This is a genomic window from Bradyrhizobium sp. AUGA SZCCT0160, assembly GCF_018130105.1.
Classification (GTDB): Bacteria; Pseudomonadota; Alphaproteobacteria; order Rhizobiales; family Xanthobacteraceae; genus Bradyrhizobium.
Genome location: NZ_JAFCMD010000011.1, coordinates 129,707 through 148,792 on the forward strand (window position 1 = coordinate 129,707; position 19,086 = coordinate 148,792).

At 63.5% G+C, this 19,086-nt stretch carries 24 protein-coding genes; 11 read left to right on the plus strand and 13 right to left on the minus strand.

The features are described 5' to 3' along the window. Nucleotides 1–128 precede the first annotated feature (128 nt). The 3 genes from JQ558_RS19090 to JQ558_RS19100 form a co-directional block, all read right to left on the minus strand. The gene (locus tag JQ558_RS19090; RefSeq protein WP_212274048.1) at nucleotides 129–896 is read right to left on the minus strand and encodes a ribonuclease HII; all 768 of its coding nucleotides are present in this window, start codon (nucleotides 894–896) and stop codon (nucleotides 129–131) included. An 82-nt stretch (nucleotides 897–978) separates the two neighbouring features. After that, on the minus strand, nucleotides 979–1,428 hold the full coding sequence (locus tag JQ558_RS19095; protein ID WP_212294552.1) for a VOC family protein: 450 nt from the start codon (nucleotides 1,426–1,428) through the stop codon (nucleotides 979–981). Between the two features lie 101 nt (nucleotides 1,429–1,529). Further along, entirely contained in the window at nucleotides 1,530–2,690 is a 1,161-nt protein-coding gene (locus JQ558_RS19100) for a PA0069 family radical SAM protein (RefSeq protein ID WP_212294553.1), read from the minus strand. A 159-nt stretch (nucleotides 2,691–2,849) separates the two neighbouring features. On the opposite strand from JQ558_RS19100, the gene JQ558_RS19105 reads away from it, so the two are divergent. After that, the gene (locus JQ558_RS19105; protein ID WP_212294554.1) at nucleotides 2,850–3,422 is read left to right on the plus strand and encodes a glycosyltransferase; all 573 of its coding nucleotides are present in this window, start codon (nucleotides 2,850–2,852) and stop codon (nucleotides 3,420–3,422) included. 131 nt (nucleotides 3,423–3,553) lie between these two features. Next, the gene (locus JQ558_RS19110) at nucleotides 3,554–4,483 is read left to right on the plus strand and encodes a helix-turn-helix domain-containing GNAT family N-acetyltransferase (RefSeq protein ID WP_212294555.1); all 930 of its coding nucleotides are present in this window, start codon (nucleotides 3,554–3,556) and stop codon (nucleotides 4,481–4,483) included. A gap of 278 nt (nucleotides 4,484–4,761) precedes the next feature. Here the strand turns inward: JQ558_RS19110 and moaB are convergent, their stop codons facing one another. Together moaB and JQ558_RS19120 are read right to left on the minus strand one after the other, a co-directional pair. Continuing rightward, a complete protein-coding gene (gene moaB / locus JQ558_RS19115; protein ID WP_212035440.1) occupies nucleotides 4,762–5,325 on the minus strand; it encodes a molybdenum cofactor biosynthesis protein B in 564 nt (187 codons plus the stop codon). 174 nt (nucleotides 5,326–5,499) lie between these two features. Then, nucleotides 5,500–6,435 carry a neutral zinc metallopeptidase gene (locus JQ558_RS19120; RefSeq protein WP_212294556.1) on the minus strand — a complete coding sequence of 312 codons (936 nt, stop codon included), beginning with the start codon at nucleotides 6,433–6,435 and terminating at the stop codon, nucleotides 5,500–5,502. Between the two features lie 379 nt (nucleotides 6,436–6,814). Here JQ558_RS19120 and JQ558_RS19125 point away from each other — a divergent pair, with 379 nt between their 5' ends. The 3 genes from JQ558_RS19125 to JQ558_RS19135 all read left to right on the plus strand — a co-directional run bounded on the left by JQ558_RS19125 (nucleotide 6,815) and on the right by JQ558_RS19135 (nucleotide 9,324). Next, complete coding sequence (locus tag JQ558_RS19125; protein ID WP_212294557.1) at nucleotides 6,815–7,948, plus strand: site-specific DNA-methyltransferase; 1,134 nt, start codon at nucleotides 6,815–6,817, stop codon at nucleotides 7,946–7,948. Between the two features lie 178 nt (nucleotides 7,949–8,126). Then, nucleotides 8,127–8,453: a hypothetical protein gene (locus JQ558_RS19130; protein ID WP_212294558.1), complete on the plus strand. Its 327-nt coding sequence runs from the start codon at nucleotides 8,127–8,129 to the stop codon at nucleotides 8,451–8,453. A gap of 178 nt (nucleotides 8,454–8,631) precedes the next feature. Next, nucleotides 8,632–9,324 (plus strand): glutathione S-transferase family protein, encoded by a 693-nt coding sequence (locus JQ558_RS19135; protein WP_212294559.1) that lies wholly within the window; start codon nucleotides 8,632–8,634, stop codon nucleotides 9,322–9,324. A 62-nt stretch (nucleotides 9,325–9,386) separates the two neighbouring features. Here the strand turns inward: JQ558_RS19135 and JQ558_RS19140 are convergent, their stop codons facing one another. Genes JQ558_RS19140 through JQ558_RS19150 form a run of 3 tightly spaced genes read right to left on the minus strand, consistent with a single transcriptional unit; the run spans nucleotide 9,387 to nucleotide 10,461 of the window. Beyond that, nucleotides 9,387–9,788, minus strand: a complete 402-nt coding sequence (locus tag JQ558_RS19140) for a RidA family protein (RefSeq protein WP_212211016.1) — start codon at nucleotides 9,786–9,788, stop codon at nucleotides 9,387–9,389. Nucleotides 9,789–9,803: 15 nt separating this feature from the next. Then, nucleotides 9,804–10,112 carry a DUF1127 domain-containing protein gene (locus JQ558_RS19145; RefSeq protein ID WP_312015007.1) on the minus strand — a complete coding sequence of 103 codons (309 nt, stop codon included), beginning with the start codon at nucleotides 10,110–10,112 and terminating at the stop codon, nucleotides 9,804–9,806. Next, the gene (locus JQ558_RS19150) at nucleotides 10,039–10,461 is read right to left on the minus strand and encodes a nuclear transport factor 2 family protein (RefSeq protein WP_212211023.1); all 423 of its coding nucleotides are present in this window, start codon (nucleotides 10,459–10,461) and stop codon (nucleotides 10,039–10,041) included. The genes JQ558_RS19145 and JQ558_RS19150 overlap by 74 nt, the downstream gene beginning before the upstream one ends. A 91-nt stretch (nucleotides 10,462–10,552) precedes the next feature. On the opposite strand from JQ558_RS19150, the gene JQ558_RS19155 reads away from it, so the two are divergent. Further along, nucleotides 10,553–11,476, plus strand: coding sequence for a LysR family transcriptional regulator (locus JQ558_RS19155; RefSeq protein WP_212211025.1), 924 nt, complete (start codon nucleotides 10,553–10,555; stop codon nucleotides 11,474–11,476). 150 nt (nucleotides 11,477–11,626) lie between these two features. On the opposite strand, the gene JQ558_RS19160 is transcribed toward JQ558_RS19155, so the two are convergent. The 3 genes from JQ558_RS19160 to JQ558_RS19170 all read right to left on the minus strand — a co-directional run bounded on the left by JQ558_RS19160 (nucleotide 11,627) and on the right by JQ558_RS19170 (nucleotide 13,646). Next, nucleotides 11,627–12,247: a glutathione S-transferase family protein gene (locus JQ558_RS19160; RefSeq protein ID WP_212211032.1), complete on the minus strand. Its 621-nt coding sequence runs from the start codon at nucleotides 12,245–12,247 to the stop codon at nucleotides 11,627–11,629. A gap of 77 nt (nucleotides 12,248–12,324) precedes the next feature. After that, nucleotides 12,325–12,801, minus strand: a complete 477-nt coding sequence (locus JQ558_RS19165; protein WP_212274035.1) for a nuclear transport factor 2 family protein — start codon at nucleotides 12,799–12,801, stop codon at nucleotides 12,325–12,327. 20 nt (nucleotides 12,802–12,821) lie between these two features. Further along, on the minus strand, nucleotides 12,822–13,646 hold the full coding sequence (locus JQ558_RS19170; RefSeq protein WP_212294560.1) for a helix-turn-helix domain-containing protein: 825 nt from the start codon (nucleotides 13,644–13,646) through the stop codon (nucleotides 12,822–12,824). A 110-nt stretch (nucleotides 13,647–13,756) separates the two neighbouring features. On the opposite strand from JQ558_RS19170, the gene JQ558_RS19175 reads away from it, so the two are divergent. Together JQ558_RS19175 and JQ558_RS19180 are read left to right on the plus strand one after the other, a co-directional pair. Beyond that, on the plus strand, nucleotides 13,757–14,131 hold the full coding sequence (locus JQ558_RS19175) for a nuclear transport factor 2 family protein (protein WP_212294561.1): 375 nt from the start codon (nucleotides 13,757–13,759) through the stop codon (nucleotides 14,129–14,131). Nucleotides 14,132–14,219: 88 nt separating this feature from the next. Continuing rightward, complete coding sequence (locus JQ558_RS19180) at nucleotides 14,220–15,485, plus strand: flavin-dependent oxidoreductase (protein ID WP_212294562.1); 1,266 nt, start codon at nucleotides 14,220–14,222, stop codon at nucleotides 15,483–15,485. Here JQ558_RS19180 and JQ558_RS19185 read toward each other — a convergent pair. Both JQ558_RS19185 and mutY read right to left on the minus strand, forming a co-directional pair. Then, nucleotides 15,482–15,904: a PaaI family thioesterase gene (locus tag JQ558_RS19185; RefSeq protein WP_212211042.1), complete on the minus strand. Its 423-nt coding sequence runs from the start codon at nucleotides 15,902–15,904 to the stop codon at nucleotides 15,482–15,484. The two genes, JQ558_RS19180 and JQ558_RS19185, sit on opposite strands and share 4 nt — an antisense overlap. 132 nt (nucleotides 15,905–16,036) lie before the next feature. Further along, nucleotides 16,037–17,137: an A/G-specific adenine glycosylase gene (gene mutY, locus JQ558_RS19190; RefSeq protein ID WP_212294563.1), complete on the minus strand. Its 1,101-nt coding sequence runs from the start codon at nucleotides 17,135–17,137 to the stop codon at nucleotides 16,037–16,039. A gap of 221 nt (nucleotides 17,138–17,358) precedes the next feature. Here mutY and JQ558_RS19195 point away from each other — a divergent pair, with 221 nt between their 5' ends. The 3 genes from JQ558_RS19195 (at nucleotide 17,359) to JQ558_RS19205 (ending at nucleotide 18,943) form a co-directional block, all read left to right on the plus strand. After that, the gene (locus JQ558_RS19195) at nucleotides 17,359–17,646 is read left to right on the plus strand and encodes a HigA family addiction module antitoxin (protein ID WP_212211069.1); all 288 of its coding nucleotides are present in this window, start codon (nucleotides 17,359–17,361) and stop codon (nucleotides 17,644–17,646) included. 40 nt (nucleotides 17,647–17,686) lie between these two features. After that, nucleotides 17,687–18,166: a DUF721 domain-containing protein gene (locus tag JQ558_RS19200; protein WP_212294564.1), complete on the plus strand. Its 480-nt coding sequence runs from the start codon at nucleotides 17,687–17,689 to the stop codon at nucleotides 18,164–18,166. Between the two features lie 117 nt (nucleotides 18,167–18,283). Next, nucleotides 18,284–18,943 carry a DsbA family protein gene (locus JQ558_RS19205; RefSeq protein ID WP_212294565.1) on the plus strand — a complete coding sequence of 220 codons (660 nt, stop codon included), beginning with the start codon at nucleotides 18,284–18,286 and terminating at the stop codon, nucleotides 18,941–18,943. Nucleotides 18,944–19,086: the final 143 nt, after the last annotated feature.

A 19,086-nucleotide genomic window follows, 5' to 3' on the forward strand; every position in this document is an offset into this window, starting at 1 on the left:
GCCCCAGCCGATCCCATGGGTCCGGCCTATTCGAGACCATTTGATAGAGCGCGCCAGCCGCCGAGGCAACTAGCGCGTTTTCAAGCGAGGTGGATACCGGCTCGCGTCAGGAAACGCGGCAAGGTGCGTTAGAGAGCCGCCGAGACATCCGCATCGATTTGCGTTTCGACCGTGAACAGATCGGGCTCGACCGTGCCGGGCTGATGTTTTTCGCGCGCGGCGATGACGGGCGCGAAGAAGCGGCGGTGGTGGACGCTGGGACCTAACCGGTCGAGCGCCTCGCGATGTTCCGGCACGGCGTAGCCCTTGTGGGTCTCGAAGCCGTAGCCCGGGCAATCCAGCGCCAGCGCGCACATCAGGCGGTCGCGCGTCACCTTGGCGATGATCGAAGCGGCCGCGATCGACATCACGATGCCATCACCGCCGATCACGGCGTCGCAGTCGCATGGCGCCTCGATCCGGTCGCGGCCGTCGACGAACACATATTTGGGGATTTCCGGCAAGCCCCGCACCGCGCGCGTCAGCGCCCACAGCGAGGCGCGCAGGATATTGTCGCGGTCTATACGCGCCGGCGAGGCAAAGGCGACCGCAAACGACGAGGTCGCGCAAATCTCTTCGAACAGTTCCTCACGGCGCTCCGCAGTCAGCCGCTTCGAATCGTCGATGCCTTTGGGAATTCGTTTGGGATCGAGAATCACGGCAGCGGCCACCACCGGGCCTGCCAGCGGACCACGCCCGGCCTCGTCGCAACCGGCGATCGGCCAGACGCCGCGCTTGATCAGCGCGCGCTCGCGGCGAAAGCTCGGCGGCGCCACCGCGATCACGCCGTTCGGCAGTTTTGCCTGTTTGGCGACCGATTTGGTCGCTGGTTTCTTGGACGACTTATCCCGAATCATGCCGGGATGGTGGGCAAGCACGCGCCAGCGCGCAACCTGGAACTAACCCCAATTCCCGCTATTCAGTCACGACAGGCTTCCCCTAATCCGCCAAATGCAACCGCCGGTCTTCGCCGACCTCGATGCCGGGGGCGACCACGACTTCCCAGGGATGATTGTCGGGGTCGGCGAAATATCCGGAGTAGCCGCCGTACGCCGTCTCATGCGCCGCCTTCAGCAGCGAGGCGCCCTTGGCGGTGGCAAACTCCAGCACGGTATCGACTTCCTCGCGTGAGGCGCAATTCCAAGCCAGCGTCACCCCGCGGAAGGTGCTGGGCCGCGGATGGTCCGGCAGCGTCGCGTCCTGTGCCAGTTGATCCCACGGAAACAGCGCGATCACCGGGCCGCCGGTGTCGAAGAAGGCAACCGCCTCGCCGGTCGAGCGAACTCTTCGCGCAAAACCCAGCGCTTCATAAAAGGCGATGCTGGCGCGCATGTTGGTTACGCCGAGCGTGATGACGGTCAGTCGTGGGATTGGTGGATTCTTTTTCATGCAGTTCTCCTTTCGTCATAGCGAGGAGCGCAAGCGACGAAGCAATCCCTTCTTCTTTGTCCGGACATGGATTGCTTCGCTTCACTCGCAATGACGAACACTCAGAACAAACTCAACTGCTGCCCGCTCCGCTTCGGCTTAACGAAATGATCGGTGGTCAGTTTCAGGCGCCGCTTGTTCAGTCCAAGTTTCTCGCAGGCGATTTCGAAGCGGCGTCCGATCATCCAGGCCATCGGCCCGGTTCCCTTCATCCGGGTTCCCCATTGCGAGTCGTAGTCGCGGCCGCCGCGCATGTCGCGGATCAGCGTGAAGACGTGGCGATAACGGTCGGGATAATTGGCCATCAGCCATTCGCGGAACAGATCGCGCACTTCCGGCGGCAGCCTTAGCAGCACATAACTTGCCTCTTTCGCGCCGGCATGCGCCGCGGCATCGAGGATGCGCTCGATCTCGGAATCATTCAGCGCGGGGATCACAGGCGCGACCATCACGGTTGCCGGAATGCCGGCTTCCGCCAGTTGCTTTATCGCCTCCAGCCGCTTCGGCGGAGTCGATGCCCGCGGCTCCATGGTGCGCGCGAGTTTCGGGTCGAGCGTCGTCACTGACAGTGCGACCTTGACCAGATTGCGTTTTGCCATCCGCTGGAGGATGTCGATGTCGCGCGTTACCAGCGCCGATTTGGTGACGATGCCGACCGGATGGCCGGCACGCTCCAGCACTTCGAGAATGCCGCGCATGATCTTGTATTTGCGCTCGATCGGTTGATAGGGATCCGTATTGGTGCCGATCGCGATCATCCGCGGTTCGTAGCCCGCCGCCGCCAGTTCCTTTTCCAGCAACTCCGGCGCATCGGGTTTGGCAAGCAGCTGGGTTTCAAAATCAAGCCCGGGTGACAGCCCGAGATAGGCGTGGGTCGGCCGCGCGAAGCAGTAGACGCAGCCATGCTCGCAGCCGCGATAGGGGTTGATCGAACGGTCGAAGCCGATATCGGGCGAGTCGTTGCGGGTGATGACCTTGCGCGAAGTGTCGAGCCCGACCGTGGTCTTGAACGGCGGCAGGTCTTCGAGGCTCTGCCAGCCGTCATCGAAGGCGACGCGCGCCTCGGCCTCGAAGCGGCCGCTGTCGTTGGACTGGGCGCCGCGGCCGCGCCGCCGCTCGCGTTCGATCGCGACATCAAGCTCAGGAAAAGGAGTAGCACCCGCCGGTTCGGAGGGCGCCGTGACCGGCGGGTGCTTGAGGGCATGAGAGGATGCTCGGCTCATGCCTGGAACGTAACACGTCTTTAGAACAAAGCAAGAACATCGATTGACAAATGCACACGAGAGCTGCCTCAAAAATCCGCAAGGCAAAGGCTGTTTTGAATGTGACAAGGTGATAACAAACGGCGTTTTTCACCGTCTGAGCCCCAACGAAGCCTCATTATGTTGAGCGTGATCATCCCTACTGAAGGCGTCGAACAGCCCGCCGTCGCCACCCTGGCGGCGCTGGTGCCGGGCGCCGCTGCCGGCTTGATCCGCGAAGTGGTGCTGGTCGACCGTTCCGCAAGCAGCGTGATCGAGCGGGTGGCCGACGTCGCCGGCTGCCGCTTCATGGCCTTCGAGGGGACGCGCGCTGCGGCGCTCGCCGCCGGTGCCCGCCAGGCGCGCTCACCCTGGCTGATGTTCCTGCATGCCGGCGCCGTGCTCGACTCGGGCTGGATCGAAGAGACCGCGCAATTCATCCAGAGCGTATCGAGCAGCGGCCGGCCTCGCGCCGGAATCTTCCGCTATGCCCGCTCGCCTTATGCCGATGCCGGCTTCCGCGATGGCCTCAAATTCATCGCCCGCATGATCACGGGGCCCTCGGCAGAACAGGGCCTGCTCATCGCGCACGACCATTACGACCGGCTCGGCGGCTACCGGCCAGATGTCCGCCGTTCCGAAGCCCGGCTGCTGCGCCAGCTCGGCCGGCGCTCCCGCACCTTGCTGCGCAGCCGGATCATGGTTGTCGCCTAGGCGCCTCTCCCAAGGTCAGACACAAAATCGCGAAAGCAACCCCATGCAAAGTAAACGGGGTCCGGTTCGCATCAGAATTTACTTGCTATAGTCAAATAATTATATGACAATGGCAACTATTGAGGTGCGCCATGTCCGAGAATAATTCCGATGAAGCAGTCGCGGCGGTCCGCGCCTTCAACCGCTTCTACACCCGCAAGCTCGGCGTGCTCGACCAGCAACTGATGAAGAGCCCGTTCTCGCTCAGCGAGGCACGGGTGCTGTACGAACTTGCCTATCGCGAAGACCTTTCGGCCAAGCAGATCGGCGCCGAACTCGGGCTCGACGCCGGCTATCTCAGCCGGATCGTGCAGAACTTCGACGAGAATGGCTTGATCACCCGCAAGCCGCTGCCGGCGGACCGGCGGCAATTCCAGCTCGCCCTGACGGCCAAGGGACGCCAGACCTTCGCCAAACTCGAACGCAGCATGCAGGACGACATCGGCGCAATGCTGGCCGCGTTGCCGCGCGGCGGCAGCGCGAGGCTCGTCGGCGCGATGGCCGCGATCGAGCGGCTGCTCGGCGTATCAGGGGCGGCGGCGGCGCCGGCGATCCTGCGCACCCACCGCCCCGGCGACATGGGCTGGGTGGTGCAGAGCCACGGCGCGTTCTACGCCAGCGAATATGGCTTTGACTCCTCGTTCGAAGCGCTGGTGGCGGAGATCGCGGCGAAATTCCTGACCTCGTTCGACGCCTCGCGCGAGCGTTGCTGGATTGCCGAGCTTGATGGCGTCCAGGTCGGCTCGGTGTTTGTGGTCAAGCACAGCGACGACATCGCCAAGCTGCGCCTGCTGCTGGTCGATCCGGCCGGACGCGGCCAGCGATTGGGCCAGCGGCTGGTCGCCGAATGCGTCGCCTTCGCGCGGGCGACCGGCTATCGCAGGATGACGCTGTGGACCCAGAGCATCCTGGTCGCCGCGCGCAAGATCTATCAGGACGCCGGCTTTGAGCTGGTCGCGACCGAGCCACATCGAAGTTTTGGCCAGAGCCTTGTTGGCGAGACCTGGGAACGCGAGCTGTGAAGCCGGGGCGTCGCGACACGCCGCGGCGCGTCACGTCGGACCTGCTCGCTTTTTATAAGGGAAGGGCGCACGAGCTACGTGCGGAAGCTTACCGTGACATGTGGCGTGGAGTTTGGCGTCTTTTGATCAAGATGACGCGGCCGCGCTGACGGCCACCAGCCCCGGACTCGTAGGATGGGTTGAGCTCTTCGCGAAACCCATCAATCACGCAAAGAAAAGATGATGGGTTTCGCGAAGAGCTCAACCCATCCTACGCGACACCCATCCTACGGATACGGCTAAACCGACGCGCCCTTGGCTTTCGGGCGGCGCAGATGCTCGTCGAGCCGCGGCATGATCTCGACGAAATTGCACGGGCGGGTGCGGTAATCGAGCTGGGCGGCGAGGATGCCGTCCCAGCCGTCACGGCAGGCGCCGGGCGAGCCCGGCAGGCAGAAGATGAAGGTCGCGCCGGCAACCCCGGCGGTGGCGCGGCTCTGCACCGTCGAGGCGCCGATCTTGGCGTAGCTCAGCATGTGGAACGCGGTGGAGAAACCGTCCATCCGCTTTTCGAACAGCGGCTCGACCGCCTCCGGCGTGACGTCGCGGCCGGTGAAGCCGGTGCCGCCTGTCGTGATGATGGCATCGACACCGGGATCGGCGATCCATCGGCGGATGATGACGCGGATCGCATCGACGTCGTCGACGATGATTTCGCGCGCCGCGAGGTGATGGCCGGCGGCGACCAGCCGCTCCGCCAGCGTCGCACCGGACTTGTCATCGGCAAGCGCGCGCGTGTCCGAGATCGTCAGCACGGCGATATTGAGCGGTACGAATTGCTTGGTTTCGTCGATGGAGGACATTTGAACTACCCTTTGCCTCTCACTCCGACGTCATCCTGAGGTGCGCGCTCTTGCGCGCCTCGAAGGATGGCTACGAGCGCTTTATCCTTCGAGGCTCGCCGAAGAGGCGAGCACCTCCCGAGCGAACGCAGGTGCGTTCCTCCGGGGATGACGCGTTCTACAGCATAACTCGCGCTACAACGCCCCTGCGGCAAACGTATTGCAGGACTGCACGGTGCCCTGCTTGTAGCCGGTCATGAACCATTGCTTGCGCTGCGCCGCGGAGCCGTGGGTGAATGAATCAGGCACCACCCTGCCCGTCGCCTTGCGCTGCAGCGTGTCATCGCCGATCGCGGTGGCCGTGGTCAGCGCGGCTTCGATGTCGCCGGGTTCGACGAAGCCCGGACGTTTCTTTTCCTCGCGGTTGACCCAGACGCCGGACAGGCAATCCGCCTGCAACTCGACCTTGACCTGGAGCGCGTTGGCTTCCGCCTTGCTGCCGGCCTGCTCCTGCATGCGCTGCACGCGCGGCAGAATGCCGAGCAGGTTCTGGATGTGATGGCCGGCCTCATGCGCGATGATATAGGCGGTGGTGAATTTGCAGGAGCTGCCCGAACAGCCGCGAAACTTCGTCTCGACGTCGCGGAAGAATTGGGTGTCGAGGAAGATCTGCCTGTCAGGCGGGCAGTAGAACGGCCCCATCGCCGACTGCGCCATGCCGCAGCGCCCGCCATTGGTGGCGTTGCGGAACAGCACGATGCGCGGCCCCTTGTAGGTTTGCCCGCTGGCCTGGAAGATCTCGTTCCAGCGATCGTCGATCTCGCCGAGCACGCCGGCGATCATGCTGCCCATCTCGTCCTTGGGGGCGCCTGTGGTGGCCGGGCCCGACCGGCGGTCGGTCTGGTAGGTCGGCGCCTGCTGGCTGCCGCCGGTGAGAATTTCCGCGCCGCCGATCAGGATGCGCGGGTCGATACCGAAGGCATAGCCGACCAGGCCGAGCACGATAATGGTGCCGATGCCGAGCCCGCCACCGCCGCCCATCGGAATGCCGAAGCCGCCGCCACCACCGCCACCGCTGTCGTCGCGACGGTCGTCGATAGAGTCGCTGCGGCGGAAGTCATCGTAACGCATGGCGCAAATTCCTCATCCCGGCGGATTGCCCTTGGATACCCAACGCGGCACAGACGTAAAATTTCCATTCCATTAATCAATAACCCGCCCGGCAATTATTGCCTAGCGCCGTTTCCATTCCGATTGAATCGGAACGGGGCGCCAGATTCTTGATTTGACGCGTTTTCCTGACGCGAACCGGCATCCATCCCGCATCAAGTGCGGGACAGGCCTCGCTGCAAATCGCTTTGGTGCGCTTAAACGCTAATCAGCCCCGGCAAATCTGTCCGAGCAGCAATACTGATTAAGTCGATTTTTACTTTGCCCGGTCAATGTAACGCCAGTCGGTTGTTTAGTCCCGCGTCGCCGACAGCGTCGCCTGAGTCAGAGTAATTGAGTCATGGTAGTGTCGCGTCGCGGGGCGTCTGCAAGGGCGCCCCGCACTAAATTCGAGTCCGAAGAGAGTGTTCGTATCGTCGTAGGCGATTGCGTCGCCGAGATGTCGAAGCTTCCGGCAGGCTCCGTCGATCTGGTGTTCGCAGATCCGCCGTACAATCTGCAGCTCAAGGGCGATCTCAAGCGTCCCGACGAATCGCATGTCGATGCCGTCAACAACGACTGGGACAAGTTTTCATCCTTTGCCGCCTATGACGATTTCACCCGCGCCTGGCTGCTCGCCTGCCGCCGCGTCATGAAGCCGTCGGCGACGCTGTGGGTGATCGGCTCCTACCACAACATTTTCCGCGTCGGCTCGATCATGCAGGACCTCGGCTTCTGGGTCCTCAACGATATCGTCTGGCGCAAGACCAATCCTATGCCGAATTTCCGCGGCCGCCGCTTCACCAATGCGCACGAGACCATGATCTGGGCGGCGCGCGACGAGAAAGCAAAAGGCTACACCTTCAACTATGAAGCCCTGAAGGCCGCCAACGAGGACGTGCAGGCGCGTTCCGACTGGCTGATTCCGCTTTGCACCGGCGACGAGCGTCTGAAGGGCGACGACGGCAAGAAAGTGCATCCGACCCAGAAGCCCGAGGGCCTCCTGGCGCGCGTGCTGCTGTCGTCGTCAAAGCCCGGCGATCTCGTGATCGATCCCTTCAACGGCACCGGCACGACAGGCGCCGTGGCAAAACGTCTCGGCCGCCGCTACATCGGCTTCGAGCGCGACAAGACCTATGCGGCTGCGGCCGAAGCCCGCATAGCTGCGATCGAACCGCTGCCCGAGGCGACGCTGGCGCCCTTCATGACCGCCCGCGACGCACCCCGCGTGGCGTTCTCCGAACTGATCGAGCGCGGCATGATCTCGCCCGGCACCAAACTGGTCGATTCCAAGAAGCGCCACGGCGCTTTGGTCCGCGCCGACGGCGCCATCATGCTCGGCGACAAGGTCGGCTCGATCCACCGCATCGGCGCGGTGGCCCAGGGCTCCGGCGCCTGCAACGGCTGGACCTTCTGGCACGTCGAGACCAAGAAGGGCTTGCGGCTGATCGACGAGCTGCGCGCCGAGATCCGCTCCGGAATGGCGGCGGGTTAACCCGCCGTTGCGGATTTTTTGATCCTGCCTTCAACCTGGCCATGGCGTCGCAACCCGCGAGATACCAGCCCTGCGATTTACGCTGTCTGCCGCCCCCTGTTTTGCCGTGATTCGTAGCTATATTCATTGCTTGCTTAACCCATACAGGCCGTTATTTGCGGCCACAGCGAGCCGTCCGATGCGCTCCCAATCCGATTCATTACTGGTGTTGCCACTGCTGCCGATCTTCCTGATCGGCGTGCCCCCGATCCTGCTGTTCACCTTGCTGGGCTTTGCCGGCTTCGTCATCCTCGGCGTGCTCCTGATCTGCGTCGGCCTGACCGAGCGGCTGGAAGCGAACAGCGATTTCAACCAGCAGATCATCGTCCACGGCTATGCGCGCCGGTCGGAGCGGATGATTCAGGCGTCGAACCTGCACTCGGCCATTCGCTTCGCCACCATCATCGACCTGGCGGGCGCGGGATTGATCGTTGTCGGGCTGGTGGGTTTTTTCTACCTCGGCTGATCGGCTTAGCTGAGCTGAGCGCCGCGGTGGGCATCTTTGCCGCGCCGCGCCCTGCCTCACAGACTCGTCGGTTGCGCTGCTTCGAAAAATTTGAGCATGGACATGCCGCGCTGCGGTAGGGTCACCCGCGCCCGGCTCGCAGCGCTGGCAGGCAAGAAGCAAAGGGATTTTTCCAAAAATGCTCAAATTCTATTTCAACGGCTCGCCCAACCCGACCAAGATCGCGCTCTTCCTCGAGGAAGCCGGCATCGCCTTTGAACCTGTCGCGGTCGACACCCGCAAGGGCGATCAGTTCAAGCCGGAATTTTTGAAGATCAATCCCAACGCCAAGGTGCCGGCGATCGACGACGACGGCGTGCTCGTCTTCGACAGCAACGCCATCCTGCTCTACCTCGCCGAGAAAACCGGCAATTTCCTGCCATCGAACACGCCGCAGAACCGCGCGCAGCTGCTCTCATGGCTGATGTTCGTCGCGACCGGCATCGGGCCCTATTCGGGCCAGGCGGTGCACTTCAAGCACTTTGCGCCGAAGGACCAGAACCACGACTATGCCCATAACCGCTACCAGTTCGAGGCGCAGCGCCACTACGCCGTGCTGAACGATCACCTCGCCGGCAAGAAGTATATGGTCGGCGACACCTACACCGTTGCCGACATGGCGCTGTGGGGCTGGGCGCGGATGGCCGCCTTCGTGATGAGCGACGAAGCCGCCGCGAAATACGCCAACGTCAAGCGACTGGTCGATGAGATATCGGCGCGTCCCGCGGCGGCCAAGGCGATCGCGCTGAAAGACAAGTTCACCTTCAAGGCCGAGATGGACGACGAGGCGCGCGGCAACATGTTCAAGCACCTCTCTACCAAGGCGGCCTGATCCGCAAAAAACTGGCCAAAGCAAAACGGCGCCCTTCGCGGGCGCCGTTTTCGTTTCACGCATTAGTCGATCGCCGCCACCACCTCGATTTCGATCAGCCAGCCCGGCCGCGCCAGCCGGCTGACGACCACGAGCGTGCTCGCCGGCGGCTTTTCCTTGTTCAGGTAGCGGTCGCGTATCGCCCGCATTTTCGGCAGGTCGTCCTGGCTGACCTCGGCGACGAGATAGGTGTTCAGCTTGACGATGTCGGCCATGGTGGCGCCGGCCGCGTCCAGCGCGAGCTTGAGGTTCTTGAACACCTGCTCGACCTGCGCCTCGAAATTGCCTTCGCCGACCATCTTGCCGGATGCGTCGGCCGAAACCTGACCCGCCACATAGACCAGCGTGCCCTTGTTGACCTTGGCGACGTGCGAATAGCCGGTCGGCGGCGGCAGCGTCGCCGGACTGAAGATTTCCTTGCTCATATCGATCTCCCTTTATTATTTCCGCCAGAACGGCTTGCCGACTTCGCAGCCCAGCTCGGGCCGGCACAGTCCGATATCCTCTAGTTCGCGCGCGCTCATGACAGAGAGTTGACGCCGGGAACGGCGGCGTTCCCGCCACACCCGGACGAGAGCGATGATAGCCGCGATGACCGCGCGCGTCGAACGGGGGCGTGTTCGCACCTGCTGGCGTCGATGATGCCGGTCGCCGGCGCAAACGCTGCTCAACGCGTCAACCCGCAAGCTTGCGCTCCTGCGGGAACGGCCCGAGCACGCGCTCGCACAAGGCCGAGTCGTTGTACTCACGGATTTCGCGAATCTTGCCGTTCTCGATCCGGTAGATCAGGCAATAATGGTTGTCGTAGCGCTCGCCGGCGTGGGTCACCATGTCGCCCCGCGCTTCCACCGCGACCCATTCATCGTCGGCGATGATCCGGAACGGAACGGTGCGGCGATGCTTCAACAGGGAAGAGACATAGCCGTGCAGGTCACGGAGCACGGATTCCTTGCCGTGAAAGGTCTGCGACCACGAGTACTGACCCGTGACAGTCATGGTGACGTCAGCGGCCAGGGCATCGGTGAACGAAGTCCGATCGCCGGCGGCAACGCCGGCAAAGATCGTCTCCATCAGTTTCTTGTTGGCTGCGGCGCTCATGGGGGCTTTCTCCTGTGATCTGATGATTCAGATCATCGCTCGCCCTAGCGCATTCTTCCAATCGATAGGAGATATGGTATATATTCACCCAATGAATTTGAAATCGCTTGACCTCAATCTGCTGGTCGCGCTCGACGCGCTGCTGCTTGAAGGCAATGTCAGCCGGGCCGCGATGCGGATCGGGCTGTCGCAGCCGGCCACCAGCCACGCGCTGCAGCGGCTGCGCGACCTGATCGGCGATCCTCTGCTGGTGCGCAACGGCGCCCGCATGGAGCTGACGCCGCGCGCGCTGGCGTTGCGCGGCCCGCTGGCGCAGGCGCTCGACCAGGTGCGCTCCCTGTTCATATCAGACGATTTCGACGCCGCGCGCAGCGAACGGCATTTTCGGCTGATGATGCCGGATCTCGCGGTCGAACTCCTGATGCCGCCCCTGATGGAGAAGATCACCAAACTGGCGCCGAACGCCCGGATCGACGTTGTGCCGTGGCGGGGGCCTGCGATCTTCACCGCCGAATTCGCCCGCACGCTCGATCTCGTGATCTCAATCGGCGACGCCTTTCGCGGCTTTCACCGCCAGCGCCTTTACACCGACAGTGATGCGCTGGCGGTGCGCCGCGGCCATCCCGCCGCCGCCAAACTGAAAAAGCGCGACGGATTTCTCGACGCGCGGCATGTCGCCGTCGTGATTCGCGGCCAGAGCGAGGATCTGATTGATATGTGGCTGCGGCCCAAAGGCATCGAACGCAAGATCGCGCTGGTCGTGCCCGGCTATATCGAGGCGCTGCACGTCACCGCGCGCACGGATCTGGTCGCCTTCGTGCCGCGCCGCCTGATCGGCGCATTATCGAAGCAATTGTCGCTCGCGACCATCACCCCGCCGTTCGATCCCGGGATCGACGAGCAGTTCATGTTCTACCCGACCCGCGCCCAGATGGATCCCGGCTCGATCTGGCTGCGCAACACCATGCTCGGCATCGGCCGCGAGATGGAGCGGGAGAAGAAGAAGGTCGCGTAGCAACCCTTAAACCCTCATGGTGAGGAGCACGTCTTCGCGCGTCTCGAACCATGAGGCCACAGACGGGCCTGCATCCTTCGAGACGCGGCCAAGAGGTCGCTCCTCCAGCGATGAGCTTACGCTCACGCGGGGATGAGGTTTGACAGATGCTCACACCTTCTCTTCCGCCAGCGCCTTCTGTACGGCGGGCCGGTCCTTCATGCGCTTGAAATGGTCGGCGACCTTCGGCAGTGTCGCGATGTCGACGCCGTCGCCTTCCAGCCATCCCGTCAGCGTGAACAGATAGGGGTCGCAGATCGTGTAGTTCTCGCCCATCATCCATGGGCCCTTGAGCATCTTCTGCTCGAGCAGCGCAAAGACCGCGCCCATGCTTTTCGGAAGCGTCTTCTTCATGTCGGCAAAAGAGGATTCTTCCGTGGCCCAACGGTAGCCGCGGCCCTTATGGGAATGCGCCACGTGTACCGTCGAAGACAAATAGCTGTTGATGGCCTGCACCTGCGCGAACGCAAAGGGATCATCGAGCGGCGCCAACTTCGCCTTTGGAAAACTCTGCGCGATGTAGGCCAGCATCGCCACGTTCTCGGTCAGGACGCCGCGATCGGTGACCAGCGCCGGCACGCGGCCTTTCGGATTGATCGCCAAATATTCCGGACTTTGCTGCTGGTTGGTCTTGAAGTCGATCCGCTCGGCGGTGTAGTCGGCGCCGGCTTCCGCCAGCGCGATGTGGGTGGCGAGCGCGCAGGTGCCGGGGGCAAAATAGAGCTTGAGCATGTTGATCCTCACGGGTGATGCCTCAGGTTAGCGGCGCATTGCTGCGCCGTCTATCCCAGGCGAACCCTGAGTGGGACTCACGCCGCGCGGGGCTGCAGCTTTCCCTCGATATAGACGCTGACGATGGTGTCGTCGGCGGGATAAAACTCGGGCGCCACCGCCTGGATCTGGGCCTGGATGCATTTCCACGCGCCGTTCTCGAACAGGTAGGTGTCGGTGTACATGGTCATCCCGGTCACTTCGTTGCCGTCGCTGCGACGGGTGGCCTTGTTGGTGGAGCGCACCAGCGCGACATCGCCGATGACGGTGATGAGTTCGTCGCGGACGTCCCAGTACGGGATCAGCTTCGGATCGAAGGCGGTCGCCCAGTATTTCAGATAGGTCGCCCGATCCCAGCGCTTGCCGGTCGGCCAGATGCTGATGAAGGCGGGGTGCAGGATGGCGTCGTGCGAGGCGACATCGTTGGTGACGAAATTATGGATGAAGCGGGCGTTCAACGCGCGCAATTCGTCCATTGTCTCGGCGGATTGATCCTTACGTGTAGCGAGTTGCATCGTCATCTCCTCTGGTTTTGTCAGAGCGCCATCGTGCGCGCCATCTCTGCGGTGGCGTCATCAGCCGGAAAAAAGCATTCGATCTTGATCTGTTGCAGCGCCGCGTCCGTCGGCATCGCGAGCATCGTAAAGGTGGAAAAGAACGCGAGCCGGAAATCATCTTTGGCGAGTTGCATGATCATCACGGGCGAACTGGCGTGCGAATGGCGCGGAAGGCGCCATTCGGCCGGCAGCCCGGGATAGGCCATGATCTCGTCGAACAGCCGGACGGCGGCGCGGCTGCCCTGCGCGACGTCGCGGTGCAGGATCTGGATCATCTGGCCGGCGAACTCCTCCCAGTTCACGATGAACTGCCGCAGGCCTTTTGGATGGAAAACGACGTGCATGGCGTTGTCGGCAACGCCGGCTTCCATCTGGTACGAATCGCGAAACGGCTTGAGCAGGCGCGCGGACCCCTGGTTGCGCATCCGAACGTCCCAGTGTCCGTCGACCACGATCCCCGGATAAGGTTCCTGCTGCCGCAGCATGAAATCGAGCGCCTGCTGCACCGGCTGCAGATTTTCAGCCGCCAGCCCCTTGTCGCCATAGGGCGGCACGAAGCCCGCCGCGACATGCAGAGCATTGCGCTCCTCGAGCGGCAGATCGAGCGCGCTGCCGAGCAGTTGCACCATCTCGCGGCTCGGCTGCGACCGGCCGGTTTCCAGAAAGCACAGATGCCGCGCCGACACGTTGGCATCGCTTGCCAGCTCGATCTGGGTGAGACGGCGCACGCTGCGCCAGTGCTTCAGCAGGCTGCTGAAATGCCCGGCCGTGGTATCCTGTAAACCCAGTACTGGTGTGCCCATGTGCCGCAATCTAGACCATCAGATCAGAACGGCAATTACCTCGGATGTAAGTGACAAGCCGACAACCCCTTGCGAGAGTTGGGCATGGATTTGATCGTGCGGAGAGCATCATGGACGGCAACGCAATCAAGCAAGTCGTGACGCAGTACATGGCGGCATGGAACGAGCCGGAGGCTGCCGCACGGCAGGCGTTGCTCGCGCAATGCTGGAGCGACGGCGGCGTCTATCTCGATCCCAGGGTCTCGCTGACGGGGCGGGACGAACTCGCCCGCCACATCGCCGCGATGCAGGCGTCGCGGCCGGGCGCGCGGCTGGCATTCATGAGCGGCATCGATGTGCACCACAACGTGTTCCGCATCCTCTGGCGCCTGGTGCGCGCGGACGGCAGCTGCGGCGACATCTCGATCGATTTTGGCGAGGTCGGCCCCGATGGCCGACTGGTCAAGAACATCGGCTTTTTCGGCGCGCCGCCCCCGCTGCCGTAAGATCTCGGGGGAATATCTGCCGGCTTTTCGCAGTTGCCCCCTGCCGCCCCTCATGTCATGACGCCCTTGATCTAACAGGGGCGTAGACATGACCGTACTCATCGCCGGCGGCGGCATTGGTGGGCTGACGCTGGCGCTCAGCTTGCATCAGATCGGCGTTCCCGCACGCGTCTTCGAAAGCGTGCCCGAACTGCGGCCGCTCGGCGTCGGTATCAACGTGCTGCCGCACGCGGTGCGCGAGCTGATCGAGCTTGGCCTGCACGACCGGCTCGACGCGGCCGCGGTCCGCACCAAGGAACTGGCGTATTTTTCCAAGCACGGCAAACCGATCTGGAGCGAGCCACGCGGCGTGGAAGCCGGTTACAAATGGCCGCAATTCTCGATCCACCGCGGCACGCTGCAGCAGATCCTGCTCGATGCGGCAACCGAACGGCTCGGAAAAGAGAACATTCTCACCAGCCATCATCTCACCGGCTGGACAGAAAGCGCCGATGGCGTCCGCGCCGAGTTCATCGACAAGGCGACCGGAAAAGCTGCCGGCCACCAGGACGGCGTGTTGCTGATCGCCGCCGACGGCATTCACTCGGCGATCCGCGAAAAGCTTTATCCGCAGGAAGGCCCGCCGATCTGGAACGGCCGCATCCTGTGGCGCGGCATCACCACGTCGGACGCCTTCCTGTCCGGCCGCACCATGATCATGGCCGGTCATGAAATCCTGAAATTCGTCTGCTATCCGATTTCGAAGGCGCCCGACGCGTCAGGCAAATCTAGCATCAACTGGGTGGCCGAGCGGCACATGCCGCCGACCTATCAGTGGCGCCGCGAGGACTATAACCGGACCGCAAACCTCGACGAATTCCTGCCCTGGTTCAAGGACTGGAAGTTCGACTGGCTCGACGTGCCCGGCCTGATCCGCGATTGCCCGCATGCGTACGAATATCCGCTGGTCGACCGCGATCCGATCCCGCAATGGACCTTCGGCCGCGTCACCCTGATGGGCGACGCCGCGCATCCGATGTACCCGATCGGCTCCAACGGCGCCTCGCAGGCGATTTTGGATGCCCGCGTCATCACCCGCGAAATCCTGGCGCACGGCCCGACCAACGCCGCGCTCGCAGCCTATGAGGCCGAGCGCCGGCCCGCGACCACTGACCTTGTGATGCTGAACCGGCGCAACGGGCCGGAACAGGTGATGCAGATGGTCGAGGAACGCGCCCCCGACGGCTATGAGGTCGTCACCGACGTGCTGTCGCTGCAAGAGCTGCAAGACATCGCCGCCAACTACAAGCGCGTCGCCGGTTTCCAGGTCGAAGGCCTCAACGCCAAGCCGCCGATCGTGCAGCTGGGGCGCTAACGACCTGATAGTTTCGCCGTCTCGACCAGCCGCGCGCTGGTGGTGGCCGTTGCCAAGACGGTGCCGTCTTCGGACATCAGCCTGCCCTCGACGAACGCGATGGTCTTGCCAAGCTGCGTCACGGTCGCTTCACCAACAATCTTGCCCGGCTTGGCCGGGGTTAGAAAATTCACGGTCATGGTGATGGTTGCGGTGTAGAGTTTTCCGTCGGTCATCGCGAACACCGCCGGCCCCATGGTGTCGTCAAGCATCGCCGAGAGAATGCCGCCCTGCACGAAGCCGGCCGGGTTGCAGAAATCCTTGCGGCCGTCGAAGCCGATCCGGACCCAGCCTTTCTCGGGGCGTGCATCGAGCAGGTGCCAGCCGAGCAACTTTGAGGATGGCGGGGGCGTGAGATGGTCGAGCGCGGTTGCGATCATGGGAACCTCCTGATCGCAGCGTTGTAGCCGAGGCCTGCTGACAGCATGGTGTCAGCAGCCATAGCGTTTTCGAGCGAAGTGGGTACCCGGTTCGCGTGAAGGAAACGCGTCAAATAAAGATAACACCGTTCCTTAGAGATCCAGCCCGTGCGCGATCGCCTTGCGCATCACATTGGGCAACGCTTCGCCGGCGAGCGTCGCGATCGGCACCCAGCGCATGCCCTCGGGCGCACGCGTCCGTGCGGCCACCTTCGCCGTGTAGATCACGAGCTCCAGCGGAAAATGCGTGAAGACGTGCGTCACCACGCCCACCTTGCGATGCCATTTGGCGATGCCCTTGAGCGCCGGCGCCTGCGCCAGGGCCGCCTTGTCGCCCTGTCCGGCGAGCCAGTCCGAGCCCGGCACTTCGGTCATGCCGCCGAGCAGGCCCTTTGCCGCGCGGGTGCGGACCAGCAGTTCATCGCCCCGCGTGACGACGAAGGCCGCGCCCCGGCGCAGCGGGCCGGATTTCTTCGGCGCCTTGCGTGGAAAGGTTTCCTGGTCGCCGCGCGTGAGTGCGAGGCAATCATCATTCAGCGGACACAGCACGCAAGTCGGCTTCTTCGGTGTGCAGATCGAGGAGCCGAGGTCCATCAGAGCCTGCGCGCTGTCCCCGGCGCGAGATGGACCCAGCAACGTTGCCGCGAGCTGCCGGATCAACGGTTTGGCCTGCGGCAGCGGTTCCTCGACCGCAAACAGCCGCGACACCACGCGCTCGATATTGCCGTCGACCGGCATGGTTCTGATGTCGAACGCAATCGCCGAGATCGCCGCCGCCGTGTACGGCCCGATCCCCGGCAGTGCGCGCAGGCCCTCCTCGGTATCCGGAAACACCCCGCCATGATCGCGCAGCACCGCGACCGCGCAGGCGTGCAGATTGCGCGCCCGTGAATAGTAGCCGAGCCCGGCCCACATCCGCAGCACGTCGTCGAGCGAGGCTTGGCCAAGCGCCGTCACATCGGGCCAGCGCGTCACGAACTTAAGGAAATACGGCCCGACCGTTTTGACGCCGGTCTGCTGCAGCATGATCTCGGAGAGCCAGACCCGGTAGGGATCCGCGCGCTCCCCCGCCAGCGGCCGCCACGGCAGCACGCGGCGATGGCGGTCGTACCAATCAAGCAGCAGCGCGGGGCAGCCCGGAGTTGCCTTGGGCGCATCGCGTGGTTTGATCTTGGCTGCTGCAAATGAATTCATGCGAACACTCTAACGGCTGGACACCAATCTCTCCACGTCATGCCCGCGCTTGTCGCGGGCATCCACGTCTTTCTTCTTGATGGTCCAAGACCTTCTTGATGGTCCAAGGCGTGGATGGCCGGGCATAGGCGAGCGGAAGCGACGCCGTCGTTCAGACGGCTATACCCGGCCATGACGGTGTAGCGGTTCCTGCCGAGAGCCGCGCCGTGCTAAAAGCCCCCATGGCAAAGCGCAATCCGCACCCCGGCGAAATTTTACTCGAAGAGTTCCTCAAGCCGATGGGTTTGAGCCAGAACGGCTTGGCGCGCGCCGTCCACGTCGCCCCTCGCCGCATCAACGAGATCGTGTTGGGCAAGCGCGACATCACCGCTGACACCGATCTCAGGCTCGCGCGCTATTTTGGCCTATCGGAAGGATTCTTTCTCGGGCTGCAGATGGACTACGACCTGATGCACCGGCGGCGGGAGATCGACCGTGACCTCAAGGCGATCCGCCCGCGCGCGGCATGATACCGACTGCCACCGCCCGCTAGTGGTGCTATAAGCCCCCATGGCAAAACCCGGCCCGATCTCCGCAAAACCGCTTTCCGTCCTGCTCGGCGATGTGTTTTCCGACGCCTATGCCAAGCAGGGGTTCGCCGCGCGCGAACTGGTGACGCGCTGGGCCGAGATCGCAGGCCGCGAGATCGCGGCCCATTCCGAGCCCCTGAAGATGCAATGGCCGCGGCCGGTCGAGGGCCAGCCGCAGGAGCCGGCCACCCTGGTGCTGCGGGTCGAGGGTCCGATGGCGCTCGAAATCCAGCATTCCTCGGATGTCATCCTGGAACGGGTCAACCGCTTCTTCGGCTGGAGCGCGGTCGGACGGCTGGCGCTGCGACAGGCGCCGCTGTCGCGCCGGGACCGGCCAAAACCGTCCCGCGCGCCGGACCCGAAGGCGGTCGCCGAGATCGCCAAAACCCTGTCCTCGGTGGAGGACGAGGAATTGCGCGACGCGCTGGCGCGGCTCGGTGCCTCGATCAAGCGAAATTGAGCCCGCCGTGCGCCTGCGCCGCGGCAACCTGCCATTGCCACAATTATCGTTTCAAGCTACGCGAAGGCACGTTTTTCCTACTTCTTCGGGCGTGAACGCGCCAATCGGGAGCTGACCTTGATCATCACGCGCCGCGCCTTCACCGCCGCCCTTTCGCTGACCGGGCTTGCCGCCCTCGCCGGCTTCTCGCCGCTGCGGCTGATCAATGACGCGCTGGCACAGGGCGCCGCCGCCGACGTCGCCAAGCCGCAGTCGCTGCCGGACATGGCGCTCGGCCCGGCGAATGCCTCGGTCACCATCACCGAATACGCCTCGATGTCCTGCTCGCATTGCGCAGCGTTCACCGAAAACGTTTTCCCCAAGATCAAGTCGGAATTCATCGACAGCGGCAAGATCCGTTTCGTGTTCCGCGAATTCCCGCTCGACATCAAGGCCGCCGCCGGTTCGATGCTGGCGCGCTGCATCGCCAAGGACGACGCGCCGAAATATTTCGCGGTCGTCGACCTGCTGTTCAAGCAGCAGAACGACTGGGTGTTGAAGAACACCACCGAGACGCTGATCCGGATCGGCAGGCAGGCCGGCCTCACGCAAGCGGCGGTGGAAGACTGCCTCAAGGACCAGAAGCTGCTCGACAAGATCGCCGCCGACCAGAAATACGCCGCCGAGGTGCTGAAGGTGCAGTCGACGCCGACCTTCTTCATCAATGGCGAGATGATCAAGGGCGAGCAGAGCTTCGAAGAGTTCAGCAAGCGCATCAACGCGATGCTGAAGAGCTGACCGGCGCGCAGAGCGCGCCAGGAACATCAAATCCCTGTTGAAAACCTGATTCGTCCACCGGATTCGTACGGGCCCGTAAGCCCTGCAAAAACCTCGACAAAAGGCTTGGGAAAAGCCCTCCGTCCCGTTGCCCTTCGGCCCCG

Excerpts from the sequence above, each read along its gene's own strand:
- mutY (WP_212294563.1), bottom strand. The coding sequence starts at position 17,137 with ATGAATTCATTTGCAGCAGCCAAGATCAAACCACGCGATGCGCCCAAG.
- JQ558_RS19180 (WP_212294562.1), top strand. The coding sequence starts at position 14,220 with ATGACCGTACTCATCGCCGGCGGCGGCATTGGTGGGCTGACGCTGGCG.
- JQ558_RS19135 (WP_212294559.1), top strand. The coding sequence starts at position 8,632 with ATGCTCAAATTCTATTTCAACGGCTCGCCCAACCCGACCAAGATCGCG.
- JQ558_RS19130 (WP_212294558.1), top strand. The coding sequence starts at position 8,127 with ATGCGCTCCCAATCCGATTCATTACTGGTGTTGCCACTGCTGCCGATC.
- JQ558_RS19155 (WP_212211025.1), top strand. The coding sequence starts at position 10,553 with ATGAATTTGAAATCGCTTGACCTCAATCTGCTGGTCGCGCTCGACGCG.
- JQ558_RS19195 (WP_212211069.1), top strand. The coding sequence starts at position 17,359 with ATGGCAAAGCGCAATCCGCACCCCGGCGAAATTTTACTCGAAGAGTTC.
- JQ558_RS19105 (WP_212294554.1), top strand. The coding sequence starts at position 2,850 with ATGTTGAGCGTGATCATCCCTACTGAAGGCGTCGAACAGCCCGCCGTC.
- JQ558_RS19170 (WP_212294560.1), bottom strand. The coding sequence starts at position 13,646 with ATGGGCACACCAGTACTGGGTTTACAGGATACCACGGCCGGGCATTTC.
- JQ558_RS19160 (WP_212211032.1), bottom strand. The coding sequence starts at position 12,247 with ATGCTCAAGCTCTATTTTGCCCCCGGCACCTGCGCGCTCGCCACCCAC.
- moaB (WP_212035440.1), bottom strand. The coding sequence starts at position 5,325 with ATGTCCTCCATCGACGAAACCAAGCAATTCGTACCGCTCAATATCGCC.
- JQ558_RS19200 (WP_212294564.1), top strand. The coding sequence starts at position 17,687 with ATGGCAAAACCCGGCCCGATCTCCGCAAAACCGCTTTCCGTCCTGCTC.
- JQ558_RS19165 (WP_212274035.1), bottom strand. The coding sequence starts at position 12,801 with ATGCAACTCGCTACACGTAAGGATCAATCCGCCGAGACAATGGACGAA.
- JQ558_RS19095 (WP_212294552.1), bottom strand. The coding sequence starts at position 1,428 with ATGAAAAAGAATCCACCAATCCCACGACTGACCGTCATCACGCTCGGC.
- JQ558_RS19125 (WP_212294557.1), top strand. The coding sequence starts at position 6,815 with ATGGTAGTGTCGCGTCGCGGGGCGTCTGCAAGGGCGCCCCGCACTAAA.
- JQ558_RS19150 (WP_212211023.1), bottom strand. The coding sequence starts at position 10,461 with ATGAGCGCCGCAGCCAACAAGAAACTGATGGAGACGATCTTTGCCGGC.
- JQ558_RS19140 (WP_212211016.1), bottom strand. The coding sequence starts at position 9,788 with ATGAGCAAGGAAATCTTCAGTCCGGCGACGCTGCCGCCGCCGACCGGC.
- JQ558_RS19110 (WP_212294555.1), top strand. The coding sequence starts at position 3,554 with ATGTCCGAGAATAATTCCGATGAAGCAGTCGCGGCGGTCCGCGCCTTC.
- JQ558_RS19090 (WP_212274048.1), bottom strand. The coding sequence starts at position 896 with ATGATTCGGGATAAGTCGTCCAAGAAACCAGCGACCAAATCGGTCGCC.
- JQ558_RS19175 (WP_212294561.1), top strand. The coding sequence starts at position 13,757 with ATGGACGGCAACGCAATCAAGCAAGTCGTGACGCAGTACATGGCGGCA.
- JQ558_RS19185 (WP_212211042.1), bottom strand. The coding sequence starts at position 15,904 with ATGATCGCAACCGCGCTCGACCATCTCACGCCCCCGCCATCCTCAAAG.
- JQ558_RS19100 (WP_212294553.1), bottom strand. The coding sequence starts at position 2,690 with ATGAGCCGAGCATCCTCTCATGCCCTCAAGCACCCGCCGGTCACGGCG.
- JQ558_RS19120 (WP_212294556.1), bottom strand. The coding sequence starts at position 6,435 with ATGCGTTACGATGACTTCCGCCGCAGCGACTCTATCGACGACCGTCGC.